At 73.4% G+C, this 17,077-nt stretch carries 16 protein-coding genes; 9 read left to right on the forward strand and 7 right to left on the reverse strand.

Annotation, left to right across the window (positions count from 1 at the left end; genetic code table 11):
* Positions 1 to 283 precede the first annotated feature (283 nt).
* Genes HPT28_RS02095 through HPT28_RS02110 form a run of 4 tightly spaced genes read left to right on the forward strand, consistent with a single transcriptional unit; the run spans position 284 to position 4,351 of the window.
* Positions 284 to 1,612, forward strand: coding sequence for an MFS transporter (locus tag HPT28_RS02095; RefSeq protein WP_219088614.1), 1,329 nt, complete (start codon positions 284 to 286; stop codon positions 1,610 to 1,612).
* Positions 1,609 to 2,616 carry a thiamine pyrophosphate-dependent dehydrogenase E1 component subunit alpha gene (locus HPT28_RS02100; protein ID WP_219088616.1) on the forward strand — a complete coding sequence of 336 codons (1,008 nt, stop codon included), beginning with the start codon at positions 1,609 to 1,611 and terminating at the stop codon, positions 2,614 to 2,616. Before HPT28_RS02095 ends, HPT28_RS02100 begins: the two co-directional genes overlap by 4 nt.
* Positions 2,613 to 3,590: an alpha-ketoacid dehydrogenase subunit beta gene (locus tag HPT28_RS02105; RefSeq protein ID WP_219088618.1), complete on the forward strand. Its 978-nt coding sequence runs from the start codon at positions 2,613 to 2,615 to the stop codon at positions 3,588 to 3,590. Before HPT28_RS02100 ends, HPT28_RS02105 begins: the two co-directional genes overlap by 4 nt.
* Before the next feature lie 2 nt (positions 3,591 to 3,592).
* Positions 3,593 to 4,351, forward strand: a complete 759-nt coding sequence (locus HPT28_RS02110; RefSeq protein ID WP_219088620.1) for an SDR family NAD(P)-dependent oxidoreductase — start codon at positions 3,593 to 3,595, stop codon at positions 4,349 to 4,351.
* A gap of 67 nt (positions 4,352 to 4,418) precedes the next feature.
* Here the strand turns inward: HPT28_RS02110 and HPT28_RS02115 are convergent, their stop codons facing one another.
* Both HPT28_RS02115 and HPT28_RS02120 read right to left on the reverse strand, forming a co-directional pair.
* Positions 4,419 to 5,876, reverse strand: coding sequence for a hypothetical protein (locus HPT28_RS02115; protein WP_257577932.1), 1,458 nt, complete (start codon positions 5,874 to 5,876; stop codon positions 4,419 to 4,421).
* A 125-nt stretch (positions 5,877 to 6,001) separates the two neighbouring features.
* Positions 6,002 to 6,703 (reverse strand): helix-turn-helix transcriptional regulator, encoded by a 702-nt coding sequence (locus HPT28_RS02120; RefSeq protein WP_219088622.1) that lies wholly within the window; start codon positions 6,701 to 6,703, stop codon positions 6,002 to 6,004.
* Positions 6,704 to 7,074: 371 nt separating this feature from the next.
* On the opposite strand from HPT28_RS02120, the gene HPT28_RS02125 reads away from it, so the two are divergent.
* On the forward strand, positions 7,075 to 7,869 hold the full coding sequence (locus HPT28_RS02125; RefSeq protein WP_219088624.1) for a class I SAM-dependent methyltransferase: 795 nt from the start codon (positions 7,075 to 7,077) through the stop codon (positions 7,867 to 7,869).
* Positions 7,844 to 8,668 (forward strand): class I SAM-dependent methyltransferase, encoded by an 825-nt coding sequence (locus HPT28_RS02130; protein ID WP_219088626.1) that lies wholly within the window; start codon positions 7,844 to 7,846, stop codon positions 8,666 to 8,668. Before HPT28_RS02125 ends, HPT28_RS02130 begins: the two co-directional genes overlap by 26 nt.
* Here the strand turns inward: HPT28_RS02130 and HPT28_RS02135 are convergent.
* Positions 8,643 to 9,107: a hypothetical protein gene (locus HPT28_RS02135; RefSeq protein ID WP_219088628.1), complete on the reverse strand. Its 465-nt coding sequence runs from the start codon at positions 9,105 to 9,107 to the stop codon at positions 8,643 to 8,645. The genes HPT28_RS02130 and HPT28_RS02135 overlap by 26 nt on opposite strands.
* Positions 9,107 to 10,438, reverse strand: coding sequence for a molybdopterin-dependent oxidoreductase (locus tag HPT28_RS02140; RefSeq protein WP_219088629.1), 1,332 nt, complete (start codon positions 10,436 to 10,438; stop codon positions 9,107 to 9,109). The genes HPT28_RS02135 and HPT28_RS02140 overlap by 1 nt, the downstream gene beginning before the upstream one ends.
* A 214-nt stretch (positions 10,439 to 10,652) precedes the next feature.
* On the opposite strand from HPT28_RS02140, the gene HPT28_RS02145 reads away from it, so the two are divergent.
* Complete coding sequence (locus HPT28_RS02145) at positions 10,653 to 11,486, forward strand: putative protein N(5)-glutamine methyltransferase (RefSeq protein ID WP_219088631.1); 834 nt, start codon at positions 10,653 to 10,655, stop codon at positions 11,484 to 11,486.
* 20 nt (positions 11,487 to 11,506) lie between these two features.
* Positions 11,507 to 11,863, forward strand: coding sequence for a Uma2 family endonuclease (locus tag HPT28_RS26530; RefSeq protein ID WP_306824565.1), 357 nt, complete (start codon positions 11,507 to 11,509; stop codon positions 11,861 to 11,863).
* Between the two features lie 12 nt (positions 11,864 to 11,875).
* On the opposite strand, the gene bla is transcribed toward HPT28_RS26530, so the two are convergent.
* Together bla and HPT28_RS02160 are read right to left on the reverse strand one after the other, a co-directional pair.
* Positions 11,876 to 12,742 carry a class A beta-lactamase gene (gene bla / locus HPT28_RS02155; protein WP_374226906.1) on the reverse strand — a complete coding sequence of 289 codons (867 nt, stop codon included), beginning with the start codon at positions 12,740 to 12,742 and terminating at the stop codon, positions 11,876 to 11,878.
* Positions 12,743 to 12,819: 77 nt separating this feature from the next.
* The gene (locus tag HPT28_RS02160) at positions 12,820 to 13,314 is read right to left on the reverse strand and encodes a protein phosphatase (RefSeq protein ID WP_374226904.1); all 495 of its coding nucleotides are present in this window, start codon (positions 13,312 to 13,314) and stop codon (positions 12,820 to 12,822) included.
* 231 nt (positions 13,315 to 13,545) lie between these two features.
* Between HPT28_RS02160 and HPT28_RS02165 the strand changes: the two genes are divergently transcribed.
* Positions 13,546 to 16,734 (forward strand): NACHT domain-containing NTPase, encoded by a 3,189-nt coding sequence (locus HPT28_RS02165; RefSeq protein ID WP_219088635.1) that lies wholly within the window; start codon positions 13,546 to 13,548, stop codon positions 16,732 to 16,734.
* Between the two features lie 99 nt (positions 16,735 to 16,833).
* Here HPT28_RS02165 and HPT28_RS02170 read toward each other — a convergent pair whose 3' ends face one another.
* Entirely contained in the window at positions 16,834 to 17,046 is a 213-nt protein-coding gene (locus tag HPT28_RS02170) for a dodecin (RefSeq protein WP_219088636.1), read from the reverse strand.
* Positions 17,047 to 17,077: the final 31 nt, after the last annotated feature.

Genomic DNA, 17,077 nt, shown 5'->3' on the forward strand with positions numbered 1-17,077 from the left:
GGGGCCGACGGCGGGTCCGCGGGGATTCCCGATCAGACCCGATAGCGAATGAATTGTCAACTTCCCTGCCGTGTACGGTAGTTGACTTCCCGGCTATTTCGGTGAGGAAGGTCACATGCGTCAACCGCATGGCCCGGTATGCCGATTCCTCCTTGTAGGGTCGGAAGCTGGGCAACGGCCTCCTGATCGGGGTGAGTTCGGCGTCTGACCAGCTATGTTGGGGGAATCCATGAGATCCGGCATGCGCCGGTTATCCGCTGTGGGCACAGCCCGATTCGGCGGAATGCCACGAAGTTTCTGGGTCGTTTTCGCCGGGCAGTTCATCAATCGCATCGGCAGCATGGTCGTCCCCTTTCTGGTCCTCTATCTCGGCGATCGCGGACTGTCCTCGGGGGACGCCGGACTCGTGCTCGGCGCCGTCGGTCTCGGGGGGCTTTTCTCGCAGCCCCTCGGCGGGGTCCTGGCCGACCGGTGGGGGCCGCGGTTCGCGCTGGTGACCGGCCTGGCCACGAGCGCGGTCGCCATCGCCCTGCTCGGCATGGCCACCGGACTCCCCGCGACCCTCGCGGCCGGTCTGCTCGTCGGCCTCGTCGTCGATATCTACCGTCCCGCCGCCGCGGCCCTGGTGGCGATGGTGGTCGCGGCCGGCGACCGGACCCGTGCCTACAGCCTCGTCTACTGGGCCGTCAACCTCGGTGTGGCCCTGGGCGGACTCGTCGCCGGGCTGCTCGCCCAGCACGGCTACTGGCTCCTTTTCGTCGTCCAGGCCGTCACGACGGCCGCGTTCGCGGTGGTCGCCGCCACCCTCCTGCCGGACGACCGGCCCACGGGCGCAACGGCGCGTCGCCCTTCCGTCCGCCTCCGCGGCGGTCGCTTCGGCCGTCGCGGAGGCCACCGCGTCGGCCCGCCCGGGCCGGCGGACGAGCCGCGGGGCGCCACCGGCCAGAACCCCGCCGGCGAGGAGGGCACCGCCCGGCCCGGCCCCGCCGGAGGCGGGTCCCGGTCCGGCGTGCTCCGCGACCGGCTGCTGCTCGCCCTCATCTGCCTCAACCTCGTCAACGGCGTGGTCGCCGCGCAGATCACGGTCGGCCTGCCCCTGGCCATCAAGGACGACGGCCTCAGCAGCACCGTCTACGGTTCGGTGTTCCTGGCCAGCGGGGTGATCATCGGCGTCAGCCAGCCCCTGCTCAGCGCCTGGCTGGAACGCTACGACCGGCTGACCGTCCTGTCCGTCTCCTGGCTGGTGTTCGGCGTCGGTATCGCCTGCACCGGGCTGGCCGACTCGGTACCCGAATACCTGATCACCGTCGTCGTCTGGACGCTCGGCGAGATCGGCGCGGCGAGCTTCGTCGGCTCGCTCGTCGCCGACCTGGCCCCCGACCACGCTCAGGGGCGCTACCAGGCCGCGTTCGGCTGGTCGTTCGCCGCCGCCCAGTTCGTCGGGCCGCCCCTGGGCGCACAGCTGTACGTCTCCGTGGGGCCGGACGCCCTCTGGTGGACGTGTGCCGCCCTCGGTGCCGCCGGGCTGGCCGGCGGGCTGGCCCTGACCCGTCCGGTGCGCCGCAGGCTGCGCCCGGACACCAAGCCCCTCACCCTGCAGAAGGCGTTGTGAACCCGCAGACACCCCCCAGTCCCGAACCGTCACTCGACCCGCCGACCGTCCCGCTCCTGGAGCTCTACCGGCGGATGTGCCTGTCCCGACGCATGGACGAGACCCTGCCCCGCCTGGTGGCCGAGGGGCTCGTCCGCGGCCCGATGCACCTCGGCGTCGGCCAGGAGGCCGTCGGCATCGGCGCCACCGCCGCGCTCCGGCGGGGCGACATCGTGACCGGAACCCACCGGCCCCACTCGCTCTACGTCGGACTCGGGCTGCCCCTCGGCCCCACCTTCGCCGAGATGATGGGCCGTGCCGACGGCCAGTGCCGGGGCCGTGGCGGCCACATGCTCGTGGGCGACCGGGAGCACGGGCTCCTCGGCCCCTCGGGCATCGTCGGCCACTCGCTGCTGCTCGCGGTCGGCCACGGCACCGCCCAGCGCCGGGCCGCGGACGCGCGCGTGACCCTGTGCATGACGGGCGACGGCTCCGTCAACTCCGGTGCTTTCAACGAGGCGTTGAACATGATGGCCCTGTGGCGGCTCCCTGTCGTGGTGCTCGTCGAGAACAACGGCTACGGACTCAGCGTCCGGCTCGACCGGCACGTTCGCGAGACCGCACTGCACCGCAGGGCGGCCGGGTTCGGCATGCCCGGCCGCCAGGTCGACGGCGGCGACCCGGAGGCGGTGCGGGACGCCGTCGCGCAGGCGGCCGAGCGCGCCCGGGAGGGCGACGGGCCGACCCTGGTCGAGGCCGTCACCTTCCGGGACAGCGCCTTCTCCGGCTCGGACCGCGGCGGCTACCGGCCGGACGAGGAGTGGGAGGGCTACGTCGACCCGCTGGAGCGCGCCGAGGCCCGGCTGCGCGAGCGCGGCGTCTCCGCCGAGGCCGTCGCCGGGGCCGCGGCCGACGCGGCACGGCGCATCGCCGACGCCGTCGACTTCGCCGAGGCGAGCCCCTGGCCGGACCCGGAGGAGCTGCTCGCCTACGCCGCAGCCTGGGACGAGGGAGGTGCGCGATGACGCGCATGACGTACAGCGAGGCCCTGAACGCGGCCCTGCGCGAGGAGATGCGGCGTGACGAGAGCGTGGTGCTGCTGGGCGAGGACATCGGCGTCTACGGCGGTGTCTTCTCCGTGACGCGCGGCCTGCTGGAGGAGTTCGGCGCCGAGCGCGTCATGGACACCCCGATCTCCGAGAACGGCATCGTCGGTGCGGCGGTCGGCATGGCCATGAGCGGTCTGCGGCCCGTCGTCGAGATGATGTACACGGACTTCATGACCCTCGCCCTGGACAGCATCGCCAACGCCGCCTCGGTGTTCCCGTTCGCCTACGGCGGCCAGGTGCGCGTGCCCCTGGTGATCCGCACGCAGGGCGGCGCGGGCGTCAACGCCGGTCCGCAGCACTCCAAGTCGCTGGAGGCGTGGACGGCGCACCTCCCCGGCGTCCACACCGTCATGCCGAGCACGCCCGCCGACGCCAAGGGCCTGCTGACCGCCGCCCTGCGCGGCGACGACCCGGTGGTCCTCGTCGAGCACAAGCTGCTGTACGGCACCGAGGGCCCCGTGCCCTCCGGTGAGCACGTGGTGCCCCTGGGCACCGCCCGGGTCGTCCGGCCCGGCCGGGACGTCAGCGTGCTGGCCCTCTCCCGCATGGTGGGGGAGGCGCTGACCGCCGCCGAGCGGCTGGCCGAGCAGGGCGTGGATGCCGAGGTCGTCGACGTGCGCTCGCTGCGCCCGCTCGACCTGGGCACGCTCACCGGTTCGGTGCGCAGGACCGGTCGGGCCGTCGTGGTGGCCGAGTCCTGGGTGCGCTACGGCCCCACCGCCGAGATCGCCGCCGCGGTGACCGAGTCGGCCTTCGCCGAACTCCGTGCCCCCGTCGTCCGCCTCGGCTCGCTGGGCGTGCCCTACCCGGCCAGCCCCGCGCTGGAGCCGAGGGTGCTGCCCGACGCGGTGGCCATCCAGCAGTCCGTCGAACAACTGATCAAGGAGTAGTCATGCGGTTTCAGGACCGGGTCGTGCTGGTCACCGGAGGCGGCACCGGCATCGGCCAGGCAGCGGCACTCGCGTACGCCCGGGAGGGGGCGCGGGTCGTGCTGACCGGACGTCGGACCGAGCCGCTCAAGGAGACGGTCGCGCTCATCGAGGCCGAGGGCGGCAGCGCGGACGCCTGCCCGGCCGACGTCACCGACGAGGAGCAGATGTCCGACCTGGTGGACACCGTCCTCGACCGGCACGGCGCCCTCCACGTGGCCTGCAACAACGCCGGCGCCCCGGGGTCCGGGCGCAAGCTCCACGAGTTCGGGGCCGAGGACTGGCGGCGCGTCGTCGACGTCAACCTCCAGGGTGTGTGGCTGTCGATGAAGTACCAGGTGCCCGCCATGCTGGAGCAGGGCGGCGGGGTCATCGTCAACGTCTCCTCGATCGCCGGGGTGATCGGCTACCTCAACGCCGCCCCCTACACGGCGGCCAAGCACGGCGTCGTCGGCCTCACCCGGAACGCGGCGGTCGACTACGGCCCGCAGGGCATCCGGGTCAACGCCGTCTGCCCGGGCCCGGTGCTCACCCCGATGCTCGAACAGGCGCGCCGGGACCGGGGGCCGTCGGCCGACACGTTCTACCTGCGCAACATCCCCCTCGGCCGGCTGTGCCGGCCGGAGGAGGTCGCGGGGCCGATCCTGTGGCTGTCCTCCGACGAGGCCGCTTACGTCACCGGCCAGGCGCTCGCCGTCGACGGGGGCTGGACCGCGCAGTGACGCACCCGCCCGGCCGTGCGCGGACCCGCGTGCGGCCGGGCGCCCGGCCCGCCCCGGGGCCCGCTGGTCAGAAGCCGCCGAAGTCCCCGCCGAACCCGCCGCCGAAGCCGCCGACGTCGCCACCGCCGCCCCAGTCGCCGCCGAAGTCGCCGGAGTCGAAGTCGGAGCCCGAGACGTCGCCGCCCGCGGGGCCCGTGCCGTCGCCGTAGCCGTAGGCGCCGGGTGCCGTCATCATGCTGCCGAGCATCGTGCCCATGAGCATGCCGGGCAGCAGCCCGCCGCCGAAGTAGCCGCCCGCCCACGGCCCGTAGACGGGTCCGGCGCTCCAGTACGGCTGCCGGCCGCCGTCCGTGTCCACCATGCGGGCAGCCGGTTCCCCGCCCTCCGCGAGCCGTGTCGCGTCCGCCGCACAGGCCGGCACCGGCCGACGGGCTCCGCCATGCGGGGCCCACTGCACATCGGTGACGGACGGCCCGTGCCGGGGGTCGAAGAAGCACGGCTTGCGCTCCTCCTCCGGCAGCGGCTCGCCGGTGCGCCGTGCGTCGAGGGTGGCCAGGGCGAAGCGGCCCTCGGCCAGCTTCTCCGTCACCGGCTGGACGTCCCGGGGGCCACGCGCCAGCTCCATGCGGTCCCGCGCGGCGTCGTAGGCGTCCAGCGCCCGGGTGTAGTCGGTGCGCATGGCGTCGGTGGCACCCGCCTCGCCGGGGTGGAAGTCCAGCCGGTTCAGCTCCTCGCCGAACGCGGTGATGTCCTCGTCGACGACGACACGCAGCTTCTCCAGGTCCGCGCGCTCGCGCCGCTCGCGCTGCCGGTTGGCGCGGCGCCGCAGGGCGAGGAAGCCCGCGCCGCCGACCAGCAGCAGCCCGCCGAGCGTCAGCAGGCCCGCCGCGCCGGAGCCCTCGTCACCGAGCCCGCCCCCGTCCCAGGACGTGGGCGCCTGCCCGCTCACCTGCGGCAGCGCCTGGTCGACGAACGTGGTGAGCTGGGCCGTGGCGTCGTCCTGGTCCCGCTCGACGGCGCCCTCCAGGTTGCGGACGGCGTCGCGGGACATCACCTGGTCGTCCGCCCCCGCGCTGAACCGGTCGCCGAGCTGGACGGCGTACAGGCCGGTGACGCCGGTGAGCGCCCGCAGATCCGCCAGCACGGTGTCCGGCGGGAACTCCTCGGACTGCGGTAGCACGGCGACGAAGACCGGCTTGTCCGCGCGCTCGATGCGCTGCTCCAGCGCGGACTCGTCACCCCGCGACAGCTCGTCGCGCGCGTCGGGGTGGACGTAGACGGGGTCCTGCCGCAGCTCCTCGGCGGCCGTGCCGAGGCCCTGCGCGGGCGCGGCCGGGGCCGCGGCGGCCGGTGCCGCCCCCACCGCGGCGACGAGGACGGCCAGCACGGCCAGTACGGCGAACAGGCCGGTCAGAGCCGCCAGGGGCGAGGGGGCCGACCGGGTCGGGATCGGGGCCGGCGCGGAGACCCGGACGCGGCCGGGGCGGGCGCGGGGCGTCAACGGGGCTGACGGGGCGGAGGTCATGGCGCAACTCCTCGGGGCGACCGCCCCACGGCGTCCACACGGCCGTCGTCGGGGCCTGCGTACCCCCACGGTAACCCGATCGGCGCCTTCGGGACCTGGCCCACCGCCGTGCCCCTGCGCCCGGCTCAGCGGCCCGGGTGCAGGGCTTCGAGCTGGGCCCAGAAGTGCTCGCCGACCTCGTCGAGGAACTGACGGCCCGCGTCCACCGAGTTGCTGCCCGTCTCCGTGGAGGTGTCGATCCAGCTCAGCGAGGAGAAGCTCCGCTTGTGGAACTCGTCGTTGAGGCGTTCGAGCACCCGTTCGACGGTCGGGCGGTCCAGTGAGGGCAGCAGCTTGTGCACCGGTCGTACGTAGGCCTGCCAGCGGGAGCCGGCAGCGCTGCGCAGGTGCTCGCGCAGCTTGCGGTCCTTGCCGATCAGCTCGATGTGGGTGCGCACGGACAGGCCGAGAATCGCCGCGAGCGTGGCGGCCTGCTGCTCGTTGCCGGTCCAGGTGCCGGTGCGCTCCACCTCCGCGTACTGGGCGGTGGGCATGCCGATCTGGAGCGCCACGTCGGACAGGGCGACGCCTTTGACCAGGCGGTATTCGTGCAGGGTGCGGGGTTTGCCCAGCAGGTCGGCGGGGGAGCACCACAGTGCTCCGGCCAGTGCTGCCAGCTCCGTCTCGTTCGGTGTCTCCTCCTGGAGCTCCCAGGCGGCGATCGTCTCAGGGGTGATCCGTAGCCCGAAGGCGGCCCACATGCCGTAGGAGACGTGGGCCGGGGTCATGCCGAGGGATTCCCGCAGTCGGCGGGCTTTCGCGGCATCGAAGGGCGGTCGTGCGTGCATTCCCGCAACGTTAAGACCAGTAACTGCGAGTAACCAACAGTGTGATCCCATGAATCAACAAATTGTAGAAAGCTCTAGCCGGGGGTCGGCGGGGCGAACCCCGGACCCACTCATCGCCCGGCGGCGCACTCCGTACGCCTTCCAAGATCACCGTATCCAAGTCCGGCCGTCGGCGGCAGCCCTCCGGGGCGGGGAAAGCGGGTGGCGGCCGACGGGCCCGTCCGGGGTGGCTCCATGCCGCATGCATTTCGGCCACTCTCGTCGCGCCTCCGGTTCTGCGGGGTCGTATCAGGGGTAGAAGCGGCCACGGACGAGCCGCAGCCACCACCAGCGCGGGGGCGAAGCCCGCGCGCGGGAAGGACCGCGACCACGTGGACAAGGATCTGGAGCACCACTACGAGCATCTGGCCGCCGACTACGACGCCAACTGGGCGAGGCGCCAGGAGTACGTGGACTGGATGGAGGAGCAGATCCAGCGGCGGCTGAGCCTCGCGCCCGGCCGCCCCCTCGCCGACATCGGCGCGGGTACGGGGCTGTTCCTGCAGCGTCTGATGGAACGCTACGCCGCCCCTGACCGCCCCATCACCTGCGTCGACCCGTCCCAGGCGATGCTCGACCGGCTCCCCGACGACCCCCGGCTGCGCCCCCTGCGGGCCACCGCCGAGGAGCTGGCCTCCGGAGCCGTCCGGCTGCCCGGCGACGCTCCCCTGGGCGGGCTGCTCATCAAGGAGGCCGTGCACCACTTCGCCGACCTCGGGCGTACCCTCACCGGCCTCGCCGGGCTGCTCGCCCCCGGCGGGCGCATCGTCATCGTCACGCTGCCGCCCAAGATCGGCTACCCGCTGTTCCAGTCCGCGCTGGACCGCTTCGCCGAGCGTCAGCCGGAGCCGGCCGCCCTGGCCGGCATCCTGCAGGAGGCGGGCCTGACCACCACCGTCGACCACGGCGCCTACCCGGTGCGGCTGGACCGCGACGAGTGGATGCGGCTGGTCCAGGGCCGCTGGATGTCCGTCCTCTCCTCCTTCCCCGACGCCGAGCTCGCCGCCGGCGTCCAGGAGATCGGAGAGCGTTACCCGGCCGGCGAGCTGGAGTTCTCCGACACCTTCGCCTTCGTGGTGGCCACCCGTGAGGAGTGGCCGCATGGTGGGGCACCCGTTGCCGGCTGAGGCACCCGGCACGCCGGGGCGCGGGGCGGGCGGGACGCGGCAGAACGACGCCGCGACCGCCGCCCCGCGCGCCCTCGCCTTCGACGCCGCGGCCGAGCAGTACGCGGCCCACCGGCCCTCGTACCCGCCCGCGCTCCTCGACGCGGTCGAGGACCTCGCCGGACGCCCCCTGGCCGGGGCCAAGGTCGCCGACGTCGGCGCCGGAACGGGCATCGGCACGGTCCTGCTCGACCGGCGCGGTGCCGACGTCATCGCCGTCGAACCGGGGGCGGGCATGGCCGCCCGCCTGTGCCACGAACACCCGGAGATCCCCCTCGTCCGGGGCGACGGCAACCGGCTCCCGCTGGCCACCGCCTCCCAGGACCTGCTGACCTTCGCGCAGTCCTGGCACTGGACGGACCCGCGGCTGGCCGTCCCCGAGGCCCGCCGCGTCCTGCGCCCCGGCGGTTCCCTCGCCCTGTGGTGGAACCACTTCGACGCCGCCCACGGCTGGCTCGCCGGCCAGCACGCCCGCATCGCCCGGTTCCTCGGCGACGACAGCGCCGGCCACGACACCGGGGGGCCGCTGCGCGACCTCCCGGACTCCCTGCCCTGGGCCACCCGCCGGTTCCACTGGGCCCGCCGCGTCACCCTCGACCGTCACCTGGCCAACCTCGGCAGCCACTCCGCGTTCCTGGTCCGGGGCCCCGAGGCCGCCCACGCCTTCCTCGCCGAGGAGCGCGCCCGGCTCGCCCGCCTCTTCCCCGACGGCCACGTCGAGGAGCGCTACCTCGTCAACCTCGCGGTGGCACGCTGCTGAACAGCGCGCGCCACCAGGTGCGCAGTACCAGCGCCAGCGCCGAGGCGCCGAACAGGACGGCGGTGATCAGCAGCCACCGCCCAAGGAACACGTCGTCCGGCAGGGCCGTGTAGCGGGTGAAGTGGTCCACCCGGCCCAGGATCAGCGGATACCAGGTGAGCAACAGCAGACCGGACAGGAACGCCGGAACCCGGACGAAGTTGACCACCCCGCGCGGCGGTGCCCGCAGCACCCCGCGACCCACCCGGTCGACGGTGCCGTACAGCGGCAGGAACACCAGGTCGTGCAGGAGCGCCGCGCCCAGGAACCACACCAGGACGCCGACCGTGTCCCCGTCCAGCAGCCGCACCCCCGCGTACATCGTCAGCGCGAACGAGGCCAGCACCAGGAGCAGATGCAGCGGCGAGGCCCCGTACCAGCGCCGGAACAGCCCGCGCATCAGACCTCCCCGAACGTCAGCCGCGTCACCCACTTGGTGTTGTGCACCCCCGGAGCCGCCGGAACGATGATCCGCGCCGGATACCCGTGATCCGGCGACAGCTCGGCGCCGTTGACCCGCAGCGCCAGCAGCGAGCGCGGATCGCGCACCTGGTTGTCCCGCAGCGAAGCCGAACGGAACGCCCCCCGCCGCTGCACCGACTCCACGAACACCCCGGGCGCCGTCCCCGCCTCCTCGTACCCCACCAGCGCCGCCAGCCGCGTCAGCCGCACCCCGCCCCATCGCTGGTCGACCGTCGACCAGCCCTCCACACAGGCGATCGGCAGCGACGCCTCGTCCTGCGGCAGCTCCAGCAGCCGCGCCCGCGTGAACACCTCCTGCCGCCCCCGGCCCCGCACGACCAGCCGCCAGCCGTCACCGAGCTGCTCGGCCCGGATGCCCACCGCCGCCGGCGTCTTGTTGACCTGGAAGCCGTTCGGCCCCGGCCCGGTGTCCTGCCCGTGCGGCGCGAGCAGCGCCGTCCTGCGCAGCGAGCCGCCGAGCGACTGGCCCGCCGTCACCGCGAACAACAGCACCGACCCCGCCCCCACCAGCCCCAGCGCACCCCGCCGCGAGACCGTCGCGGCCGCGGGACGCGGCGCCGCCAGCCCCGCGCGTTCCTCGGCGCCCTCCGCCCAGTGCCGCCCCCGCAGCGCCCGCACCACCACCGGAATCCGAAAGGCCACATGGACGACGAACGCCGCCGCGAACACCCACGAACCGTAGAAGTGCAGCGGGTAGAAGGAGCCCGGGAAGACGTAGTCCAGCTGCACGTTGAGCACGCCGGTCGCGAAGACGAACAGCGCGCCGCCCACGAGCAGCAGCAGCGACAGCCGCTCCAGGGCGTGGGAGAGCGACCTCAGCGGCGGCCACACGAACAGCCTCGGAATCACCGACCACAGCTTCGCCAGCAGCACCGGGATCAGCACGATCCCCAGTGTCACGTGCACCCCCTGGGTCAGCCGGTACAGCCAGTGCGGGTCGGTGGGCCAGGCGAACAGGTAGAAACCCAGCCAGCCCCGGTCCGGCGTCGTGTCGTTGCCCCGTAGATCCGGGTTGTACGCCGCGTACGACAGCAACCCCGTCAGGAACAGCACCGGAACGCCCACCAGCAGCACCACGCCCAGCACCGAGGTGAACCGCACCCCGCGCACCGGGGACCGCCAGAACTCCGGCCGCGTCGGCCCCGGCGGCGGCCGCCGCGAGCCCCGGTGCCTCCCTCGTCCGGGCCCTTCCCGCGTCGTCCCGTGCCCTGACGGCCCGTCGTCTCGTCGCCCCTCGTCCTGCTGCATGGCACCCTCCGACGGCAATGGCCCCGGACGACGCTAACCACGCCGGGCCCCCGCCCCCGCGCGACACACGCGGCCGGTACGCTGACCGGATCAAGCACGGAACGAGGAGGTGGGACCCATTACCGCCGTTGCAGGCCGGGTGCTCCCGTCACCTCTCCGCGCGTGAGGAGCGCGACCGCGGGAGCGCCCTTCGGTACTCCGAAAGGCACTCACCATGCGCCCCTCGCATGCGCCCTCCCCTTCCCTTTCCCCTTCCCTTTCCTCGCCCTCGCCCTCGCCCGAGATCGTCACTCGCCTCCGCGCCGCCGGCTGCGTCTTCGCTGAGGACGAGGCGGCGCTGCTGGCCACCGCCGCCCGTACCCCCGCCCACCTCACCGCCCTGGTCGACCGGCGCGTCTTTGGGCTCCCGCTCGAACACGTTCTCGGCTGGGCGGAGTTCTGCGGCCTGCGGATCGCCGTCGACGAGGGCGTCTTCGTCCCGCGCCGCCGCACCGAGTTCCTCGTCCGGCAGGCCCTCGCCGCAGCCCGGAGCCCCGCCGTCGTCCTCGACCTGTGCTGCGGCTCCGGAGCCGTCGGGGCCGCGCTCGGCGCCGCCCTCGCCCCCGCCGAGCTGCACGCGGCCGACCTCGACCCCGCCGCCGTCCGCTGCGCCCGCCGCAACCTCGCCCCCTGCGGCGGCCACGCCCACGCGGGCGACCTGTTCACCCCCCTGCCGTCCGGCCTCCGCGGCCGCGTGGACCTCCTGACGGCCAACGTCCCCTACGTCCCCACGGCCGCCGTCGCCCTGCTCCCGCCCGAGGCCCGCCTCCACGAGCCCCGCACCGCGCTCGACGGCGGCTGCGACGGCCTCGACGTCCTGCGCCGCCTCGTGGCCGAAGCCCCCGCCTGGCTGGCCCCCGGCGGCGTCCTCCTGGCCGAGACCACGGACCCCCAGACCCCGGCCGCCGTCGCCCTCCTCACCGGGCACGGCCTGACGCCCCGCGTCCACACCTGCCCCGACCTCGACGCCACCGTCGTGACCGGCACGGCTCCCGAGGGCGCGGCGTGACCTTGCCCCGGTGCGTATCGTTGAAGCACGCGGCTGTGCTGCGTCGTCGCAGCGGGGCGGGAGCGGCACCGGTGAAGGCCGGGGCGGAGCCCGACGTCAAGGGCCGCTTCTCCCCGGACGACCTCGAGTTCGTGCTGGAGGTCATCTCCAAGGGCACGGGTGCCCACGACTACGGCCAGAAGCTCCGGGTCTACGCCGCCGCGAAGGTGCCGGTACACCTCATCGCGGACCCGTACGTGGGCCGCTGCCACGTGTACGTCCACCCCAAGGACGGCGGGTACGGCACGCAGATCACCGCCGACTTCGGCGAGCCGCTCGACCTCACGGACACGGTCTTGGGCCTGGTCCTCCAAACGGACCGCTTCCCCCGGGACTGAGCCGGGGGAGGCTCAGGCGAGGGCGTCGGCCAGGAGCGCGGCCGTCGCGGCGACCAGCTCGCTGTCGTTGGGGCCCTCGGGCAGGGTGGGCCTGGTCGTCAGCACGGCCATGACGACCGGCGGCGCGCCCGGAGGCCAGACGACGCCGACGTCGTTGGCCACCCCGTAGTCGGAGCCGCCGCCCGTCTTGTCGGCCAGGACCCAGTCGGCGGGGAGCCCCGCGCGAAAGCGCTGACGGTTCGTCGTGTTGGCCTTCAGCCACCCGGTGAGCAGCTCCCGGTCCGGGCGCCGGAGGGCGTCACCGAGGACGAGGCGCGCGTACGAGCCGCCGATGGCCCTCGGCGTGGTCGTGTCGGTGACCCGCCACGGCTCGGCGGAGTTCAGCTCCGGCTCCCAGCGGTCGAGCCGTGTCCGGCGGTCCCCGATGGAGCGGGCGAACCGGGTGACGGCCGTGGGCCCGCCGAGCTCGCGCAACAGGAGGTTCGCGGCGGCGTTGTCGCTCTCGCTGACGGCGGCGGCGCACAGCTCGGCGACCGTCATGCCGTGGGCGAGGTTCTCCTCCTCGCCGGTGACGGGCGCGTAGCCCGCCCGCTCGACGCACTCCCGGGTGTACCGGACGCGCCGGGCGAGGAACTCGCCGTCACGGTCGAGGTCGCGCAGGACGGCCGCCGCGGCGAGCGTCTTGAACACCGAGCACATCGGGAAGCGCTCGTCCGCCCGATGGACGACGGTCCGTCCGGTGGCCAGGTCGCGGGCGAAGACGCCGAGCCGGGCGGAGTGCTTCCGCTCCAGCTCTCGCAGCCGCCTGCCGAGGGCGGCCCCTTCGGACCCGGTGCGCGGTGTTGGCCTCTCGGCGGCTCCCGCCGGGGCCGGGGCCAGCGCGGCGGCGACCGCCGTCCCCGTGCCGAGCGCCAGCACCCTGCGGCGCGACGGCCGGACCGCCGCATCCCTCTCCGTCAACGCTCCTCCTCCTGTCCGAAGCGGCGCACGAACCGGCGCTGCCATGGGGTCTCCACCGCACGGGGGTGGTAGAGGCGGCGGACGTAGCCGACCGCCTCACCGGGCGGGACGCCGTCGAGGACGGCCACACAGGCCAGTGCCGTGCCGGTCCGCCCGAGGCCGCCCCCGCAGGCTACCTCCACCCGCTCGGTGGCCGCCCGCGCCCACACCTCCTCGAAGAGGACGCGGGCCTGCAACAGGTCCCTCGGCAGCCGGAAGTCCGGCCACGGCACCCAGCGGGCCTCCCACGCGGTGGGCGGCGGCTCCCTGCCGAGCAGGTACACGCCGAACCGGGGCTGGGGGCCCGGCGGCGCGGGCCTGCACAGCCCGCGCCCGCGGACGAGCAGCCCCGAGGGCAGCCGGAACACCCCGGCGGCGCCGGGCTCCCAGGTCTCCGTCCCCGGCCCCGTCCCCGGACCGTCCGCGGCCCCCGGCCGCCCTGCCCCGCTCACCGTCCTGTGACCGACGCCGGGAACACGGTGCCGTGGCTCGGCCTGACCCTGCGCACGCTGCCCGCCCCTCTCCCGCCCGTGAACCGGTGCGCTCAGTCTGCTCACCGGCGCCCGTGCGGAAACGCCGACCCGTGCCCCGAGAACTCCCGGCAGGAAGTGCCAGGCGTGTGTGACGCGACGTCAAGGCCGTTTAGAGTGAGCCTGGTTGGCGATGCGGTGGCAGGGGGCTTCATGGACGCCACGGCGATCGGGGCACGGCTGGCTTCTGCGGCGGTGGCTCCCCTGGTGAAGAGGCTGTTCGTGCCGGACGGCCCGGGGGCCGGCCTGGTTCGGAAGCCGGTGCGGATCTCCGGCCTGGTCGCGTTCCGCGGCGAGAAGCGGACCCTCGGCGACCGTGAGGTGCGCAAGCTCGTCGAGCAGCTTGTAGCCGCGGCGGTGCGGGGCTGCGCACCCGGCGAACGGCCGGTCTCGCCGGACGAGGAGCTGGCCACCGCCGACGCCCTGGTGCGGACGCTGCTCGTGCTGGGCGAGATCGGTATGGACGACGTCCAAGCCGTACGGCTGGGACACCGCGCGTTCGCACAGGTCCTCCGCGAGAGGGCGCCGGAGGCGGCCCGCGGTCTCTCAGCGGACGCCGAACACCTCTACGTGGCCTTGCTCGACACCGCCTGCCTGCACATCCTGCACTTCTTCACGCAGCGGTCCACCTTCGCCGCGCGCTCCCTCGTCGAGCACAGCCGTCAGCTGGACACCGTCGTCCAACGACTCGATCTCCTCGCATCGCGGGTGAGGGACCAGTCCCTGGAAGACGCGCGGTTCGAGCGTCGCTATGCCGACTTCGTCGCTCGGAAGTACGGCACCCTCACCATCTACGGACTCGATCTGCGTCACTGCCGCGAGTGGCCGCTGGACACCGCGTATCTGAGTCTGGAGGCGGTGAGCGAGCACCACGCGGAGGAGGAGCCGGAATCCACGGGCATCAAGCTGGCCCCCCATACGGCGGCCCAGCCCGCCGACCATGCCTTGGCGGGCCACGAACGGATTCTGCTGCGCGGGGTCGCCGGGTCCGGGAAGACCACGCTCGTGCAGTGGCTGGCCGTCGTCACGGCACGTCAGGACGTGGCATCCCTGCCCGAGGGCATGACGCACCTGCTGGGCCGGGTGCCCTTCGTGCTGCCGCTCCGGTCGCTCACTCGCGGCGGCGCCGATCTGCCACCGCCCGAGCGCTTCCTCGAAGCCGCCGGCTGCCCCCTCGTCGGGTCTCAGCCGGCCGGATGGGCCGATCGGGTGTTGACGTCCGGGCGGGGGCTGTTGCTGGTCGACGGTCTCGACGAGGTGCCCGAGCAGGAACGGGAGCGGACCCGCCGCTGGCTGCGCGACCTGCTCCTGGCCTACCCCGGCAACCTGTGGCTGATCACCTGCCGCCCGTCCGCGGTGCGGGAGGGCTGGCTGAGCGGTGAGGGCTTCACCGACCTTGCCCTTTCCCCGATGGGACGTGCGCAGGTCGCCGCCTTCGTCCAGCGCTGGCACCGGGCAGCCGAGGCCGAATCCGCGCTGGAGGAGTCGCTGACGGCCGCCCTCCAGCGGAATCAGGACCTGGCCCGCCTGGCAACCAACCCCCTGATGTGCGGGCTGATCTGTGCCCTGCACCGGGAGCGGCGCGGCTTCCTGCCCCGGGGACGCAAGGCCCTGTACGACGCGGCCCTCAGCATGCTCCTCGAACGCCGCGACCGGGAACGCGACATGTACCGCCCGGGAGACATCGAGCTCGACGCGGAGTCGCAGACCGAGCTGCTGCAGAAGCTGGCGTACTGGCTCATCCGCAACGGGCGGTCGGAGATGGAGCTGGCGGACGCGGTCGACCTGCTCGACCGCATGCTGCCGTCCATGCCTCACGTCGCCGACCAGGGTTCCGCCGAAGACATCTTCCGCCACCTCCTGCTGCGCTCCGGTCTGCTGCGCGAACCGGCCCCGCAGGCGGTGGACTTCGTCCACCGCACGTTCCAGGACTACCTGGGAGCCCGCGAGGCGGTGGCCGAGCGCGACTTCGACGTCCTGGCCGACCACGCCCACCTGGACCAGTGGGAGGACGTGGTGCAGATGGCGGTCGCCCACGCCCGTCCGGACGAACGGGGCAGGATCCTCCGCAAGCTCATCGCCCGCGGGGACGCCCAGGAGGAGCCTCGCGCCCGGCTGCACCTGCTCGCGACCGCGTGCCTGGGACATGCCACCCAACTCGATCCCGCCGTGCGGGAGGAGGTGGAACAGCGCGCGGCCCAGCTCATCCCGCCCCGGAGCTTCGAGGAGGCGAGGACTCTCGCCCAGGTCGGCCCCGTCGTGCTGGACCTGCTTCCAGGCCCGGAGGATCTGACGGGGGAGGAAGCCGTCGCCGTCGCCCACACCGCCGGCCAGATCGGCGGCGAGTCGGCGCTGCGCACAATGGTCGGCCTCCGGGACGTGGACGACGTGGGAGTGCGGTTCCAGCTGGGCGACTATTGGGACAGGTTCGACACCGACATCTACGCGGAACACATCATCAGCCGCCTCGCCCCCACCGGCGCCAGGATCGCGGTCCGGTCCCACCGGGAGCTCGAGCTGCTCCAGCACCTTGGGGGAGCTGGCAGGGTATCCCTGTACGGTGACTTCAGCCCCGACGACATCGTGACGCGACTGTCCCCCGAGCTGGAGGACCTGGCGCTCGTCGGGAACCCAACGGTCCCCACGCTGGACTTCCTTACGGCCTTCCCCCGCTTGCGCAGCCTTCAGCTCAGCAACTGTCCGGAGATCAGGGACCTGTCTCCGCTGTCACTGCTGCCCCTCACCGACCTGTATCTGTGGGAACTACCGGGCCTCTCCGGGATGCGGGGAGCGGACACGCTGCAAGGGCTGACCCGCCTGATCGTCGGCACCGGGGTTCCGTGCGACGACTTGTCCCGGTTGCCGAGTGAAGCACCACTCAACAGTCTGCTGGTACCGCCCACGCTCGGCTCTCTCGACGGCATAGAAGCGTGGCGGCAGCTGGACTGGGTCAGTCTGTACCATTACCACCCGACGATGGCGGTCGAGGACTGGCGGTCCCTCGCGGTGCTTTCCCACCTCGTGCAGCTGGCCGTCCGCCCCGGGCAGCTCACGGGGCCGGTCGGGAGCCTCTCAGAGATGCCTCAGGTGACGAGGCTCTACCTCTACGGACCGGAAGAAGCCGGTGACCTCGCCTTGCTCCAGCATCTGTTCCCACGACTGGAACAGTGCATGATCTTCAATGTCCGGTCGGTGGACCTGGCCATGCTGGCAGGACTCCCTCGCCTCCAGCACGTCCAGGTCCGAGGGCTGGACTCCGTCGCCAACAGGGAAGCGCTCCCCGAGCACGTCGCGTTCGTCCGGCTGCCTCCGGAGCGCCCCGGGGCACCGTCCCCGCCCTGAGCGTTGTCAGGGCCCTGCTGGGTGCGCCGGGACACTCCCGGTCCACGTTCCGCGGTCGTCCCGGTTCGCACGGGAGCGTCCTGCTACGGGGCCGCGGGGTCAGGACTGGTCGAGGCGGAAGCCGACCTTGAGGCCGACCTGGAAGTGCTCCACGCGGCCGTCCGCGATGTTGCCGCGCACCTCGGTGACCTCGAACCAGTCGAGGCCGTGGAGGGTCTGGGCGGCGCGGTCGACGCCGTTGCGGATGGCCGCGTCGACGCCTTCGTGCGAGGTGCCGACGATCTCCGTCACCCGGTAGGTGTGCTCGCTCATGGGTCGTCCTCCGTATTCCGTGGCTCCCATC

Origin of the sequence: Streptomyces sp. JJ38 (assembly GCF_019303475.1) — a bacterium.
Lineage (GTDB): Bacteria > Actinomycetota > Actinomycetes > Streptomycetales > Streptomycetaceae > Streptomyces.

What these genes read in the sequence shown, in the direction of transcription:
- HPT28_RS02095 (WP_219088614.1), top strand. Translation starts at nt 284, where the DNA reads ATGCCACGAAGTTTCTGGGTCGTTTTCGCCGGGCAGTTCATCAATCGC.
- HPT28_RS02105 (WP_219088618.1), top strand. Translation starts at nt 2,613, where the DNA reads ATGACGCGCATGACGTACAGCGAGGCCCTGAACGCGGCCCTGCGCGAG.
- HPT28_RS02110 (WP_219088620.1), top strand. Translation starts at nt 3,593, where the DNA reads ATGCGGTTTCAGGACCGGGTCGTGCTGGTCACCGGAGGCGGCACCGGC.
- HPT28_RS02115 (WP_257577932.1), bottom strand. Translation starts at nt 5,876, where the DNA reads ATGACCTCCGCCCCGTCAGCCCCGTTGACGCCCCGCGCCCGCCCCGGC.
- HPT28_RS02120 (WP_219088622.1), bottom strand. Translation starts at nt 6,703, where the DNA reads ATGCACGCACGACCGCCCTTCGATGCCGCGAAAGCCCGCCGACTGCGG.
- HPT28_RS02130 (WP_219088626.1), top strand. Translation starts at nt 7,844, where the DNA reads ATGGTGGGGCACCCGTTGCCGGCTGAGGCACCCGGCACGCCGGGGCGC.
- HPT28_RS02135 (WP_219088628.1), bottom strand. Translation starts at nt 9,107, where the DNA reads ATGCGCGGGCTGTTCCGGCGCTGGTACGGGGCCTCGCCGCTGCATCTG.
- HPT28_RS02140 (WP_219088629.1), bottom strand. Translation starts at nt 10,438, where the DNA reads ATGCAGCAGGACGAGGGGCGACGAGACGACGGGCCGTCAGGGCACGGG.
- HPT28_RS02145 (WP_219088631.1), top strand. Translation starts at nt 10,653, where the DNA reads ATGCGCCCCTCGCATGCGCCCTCCCCTTCCCTTTCCCCTTCCCTTTCC.
- HPT28_RS02165 (WP_219088635.1), top strand. Translation starts at nt 13,546, where the DNA reads ATGGACGCCACGGCGATCGGGGCACGGCTGGCTTCTGCGGCGGTGGCT.
- HPT28_RS02170 (WP_219088636.1), bottom strand. Translation starts at nt 17,046, where the DNA reads ATGAGCGAGCACACCTACCGGGTGACGGAGATCGTCGGCACCTCGCAC.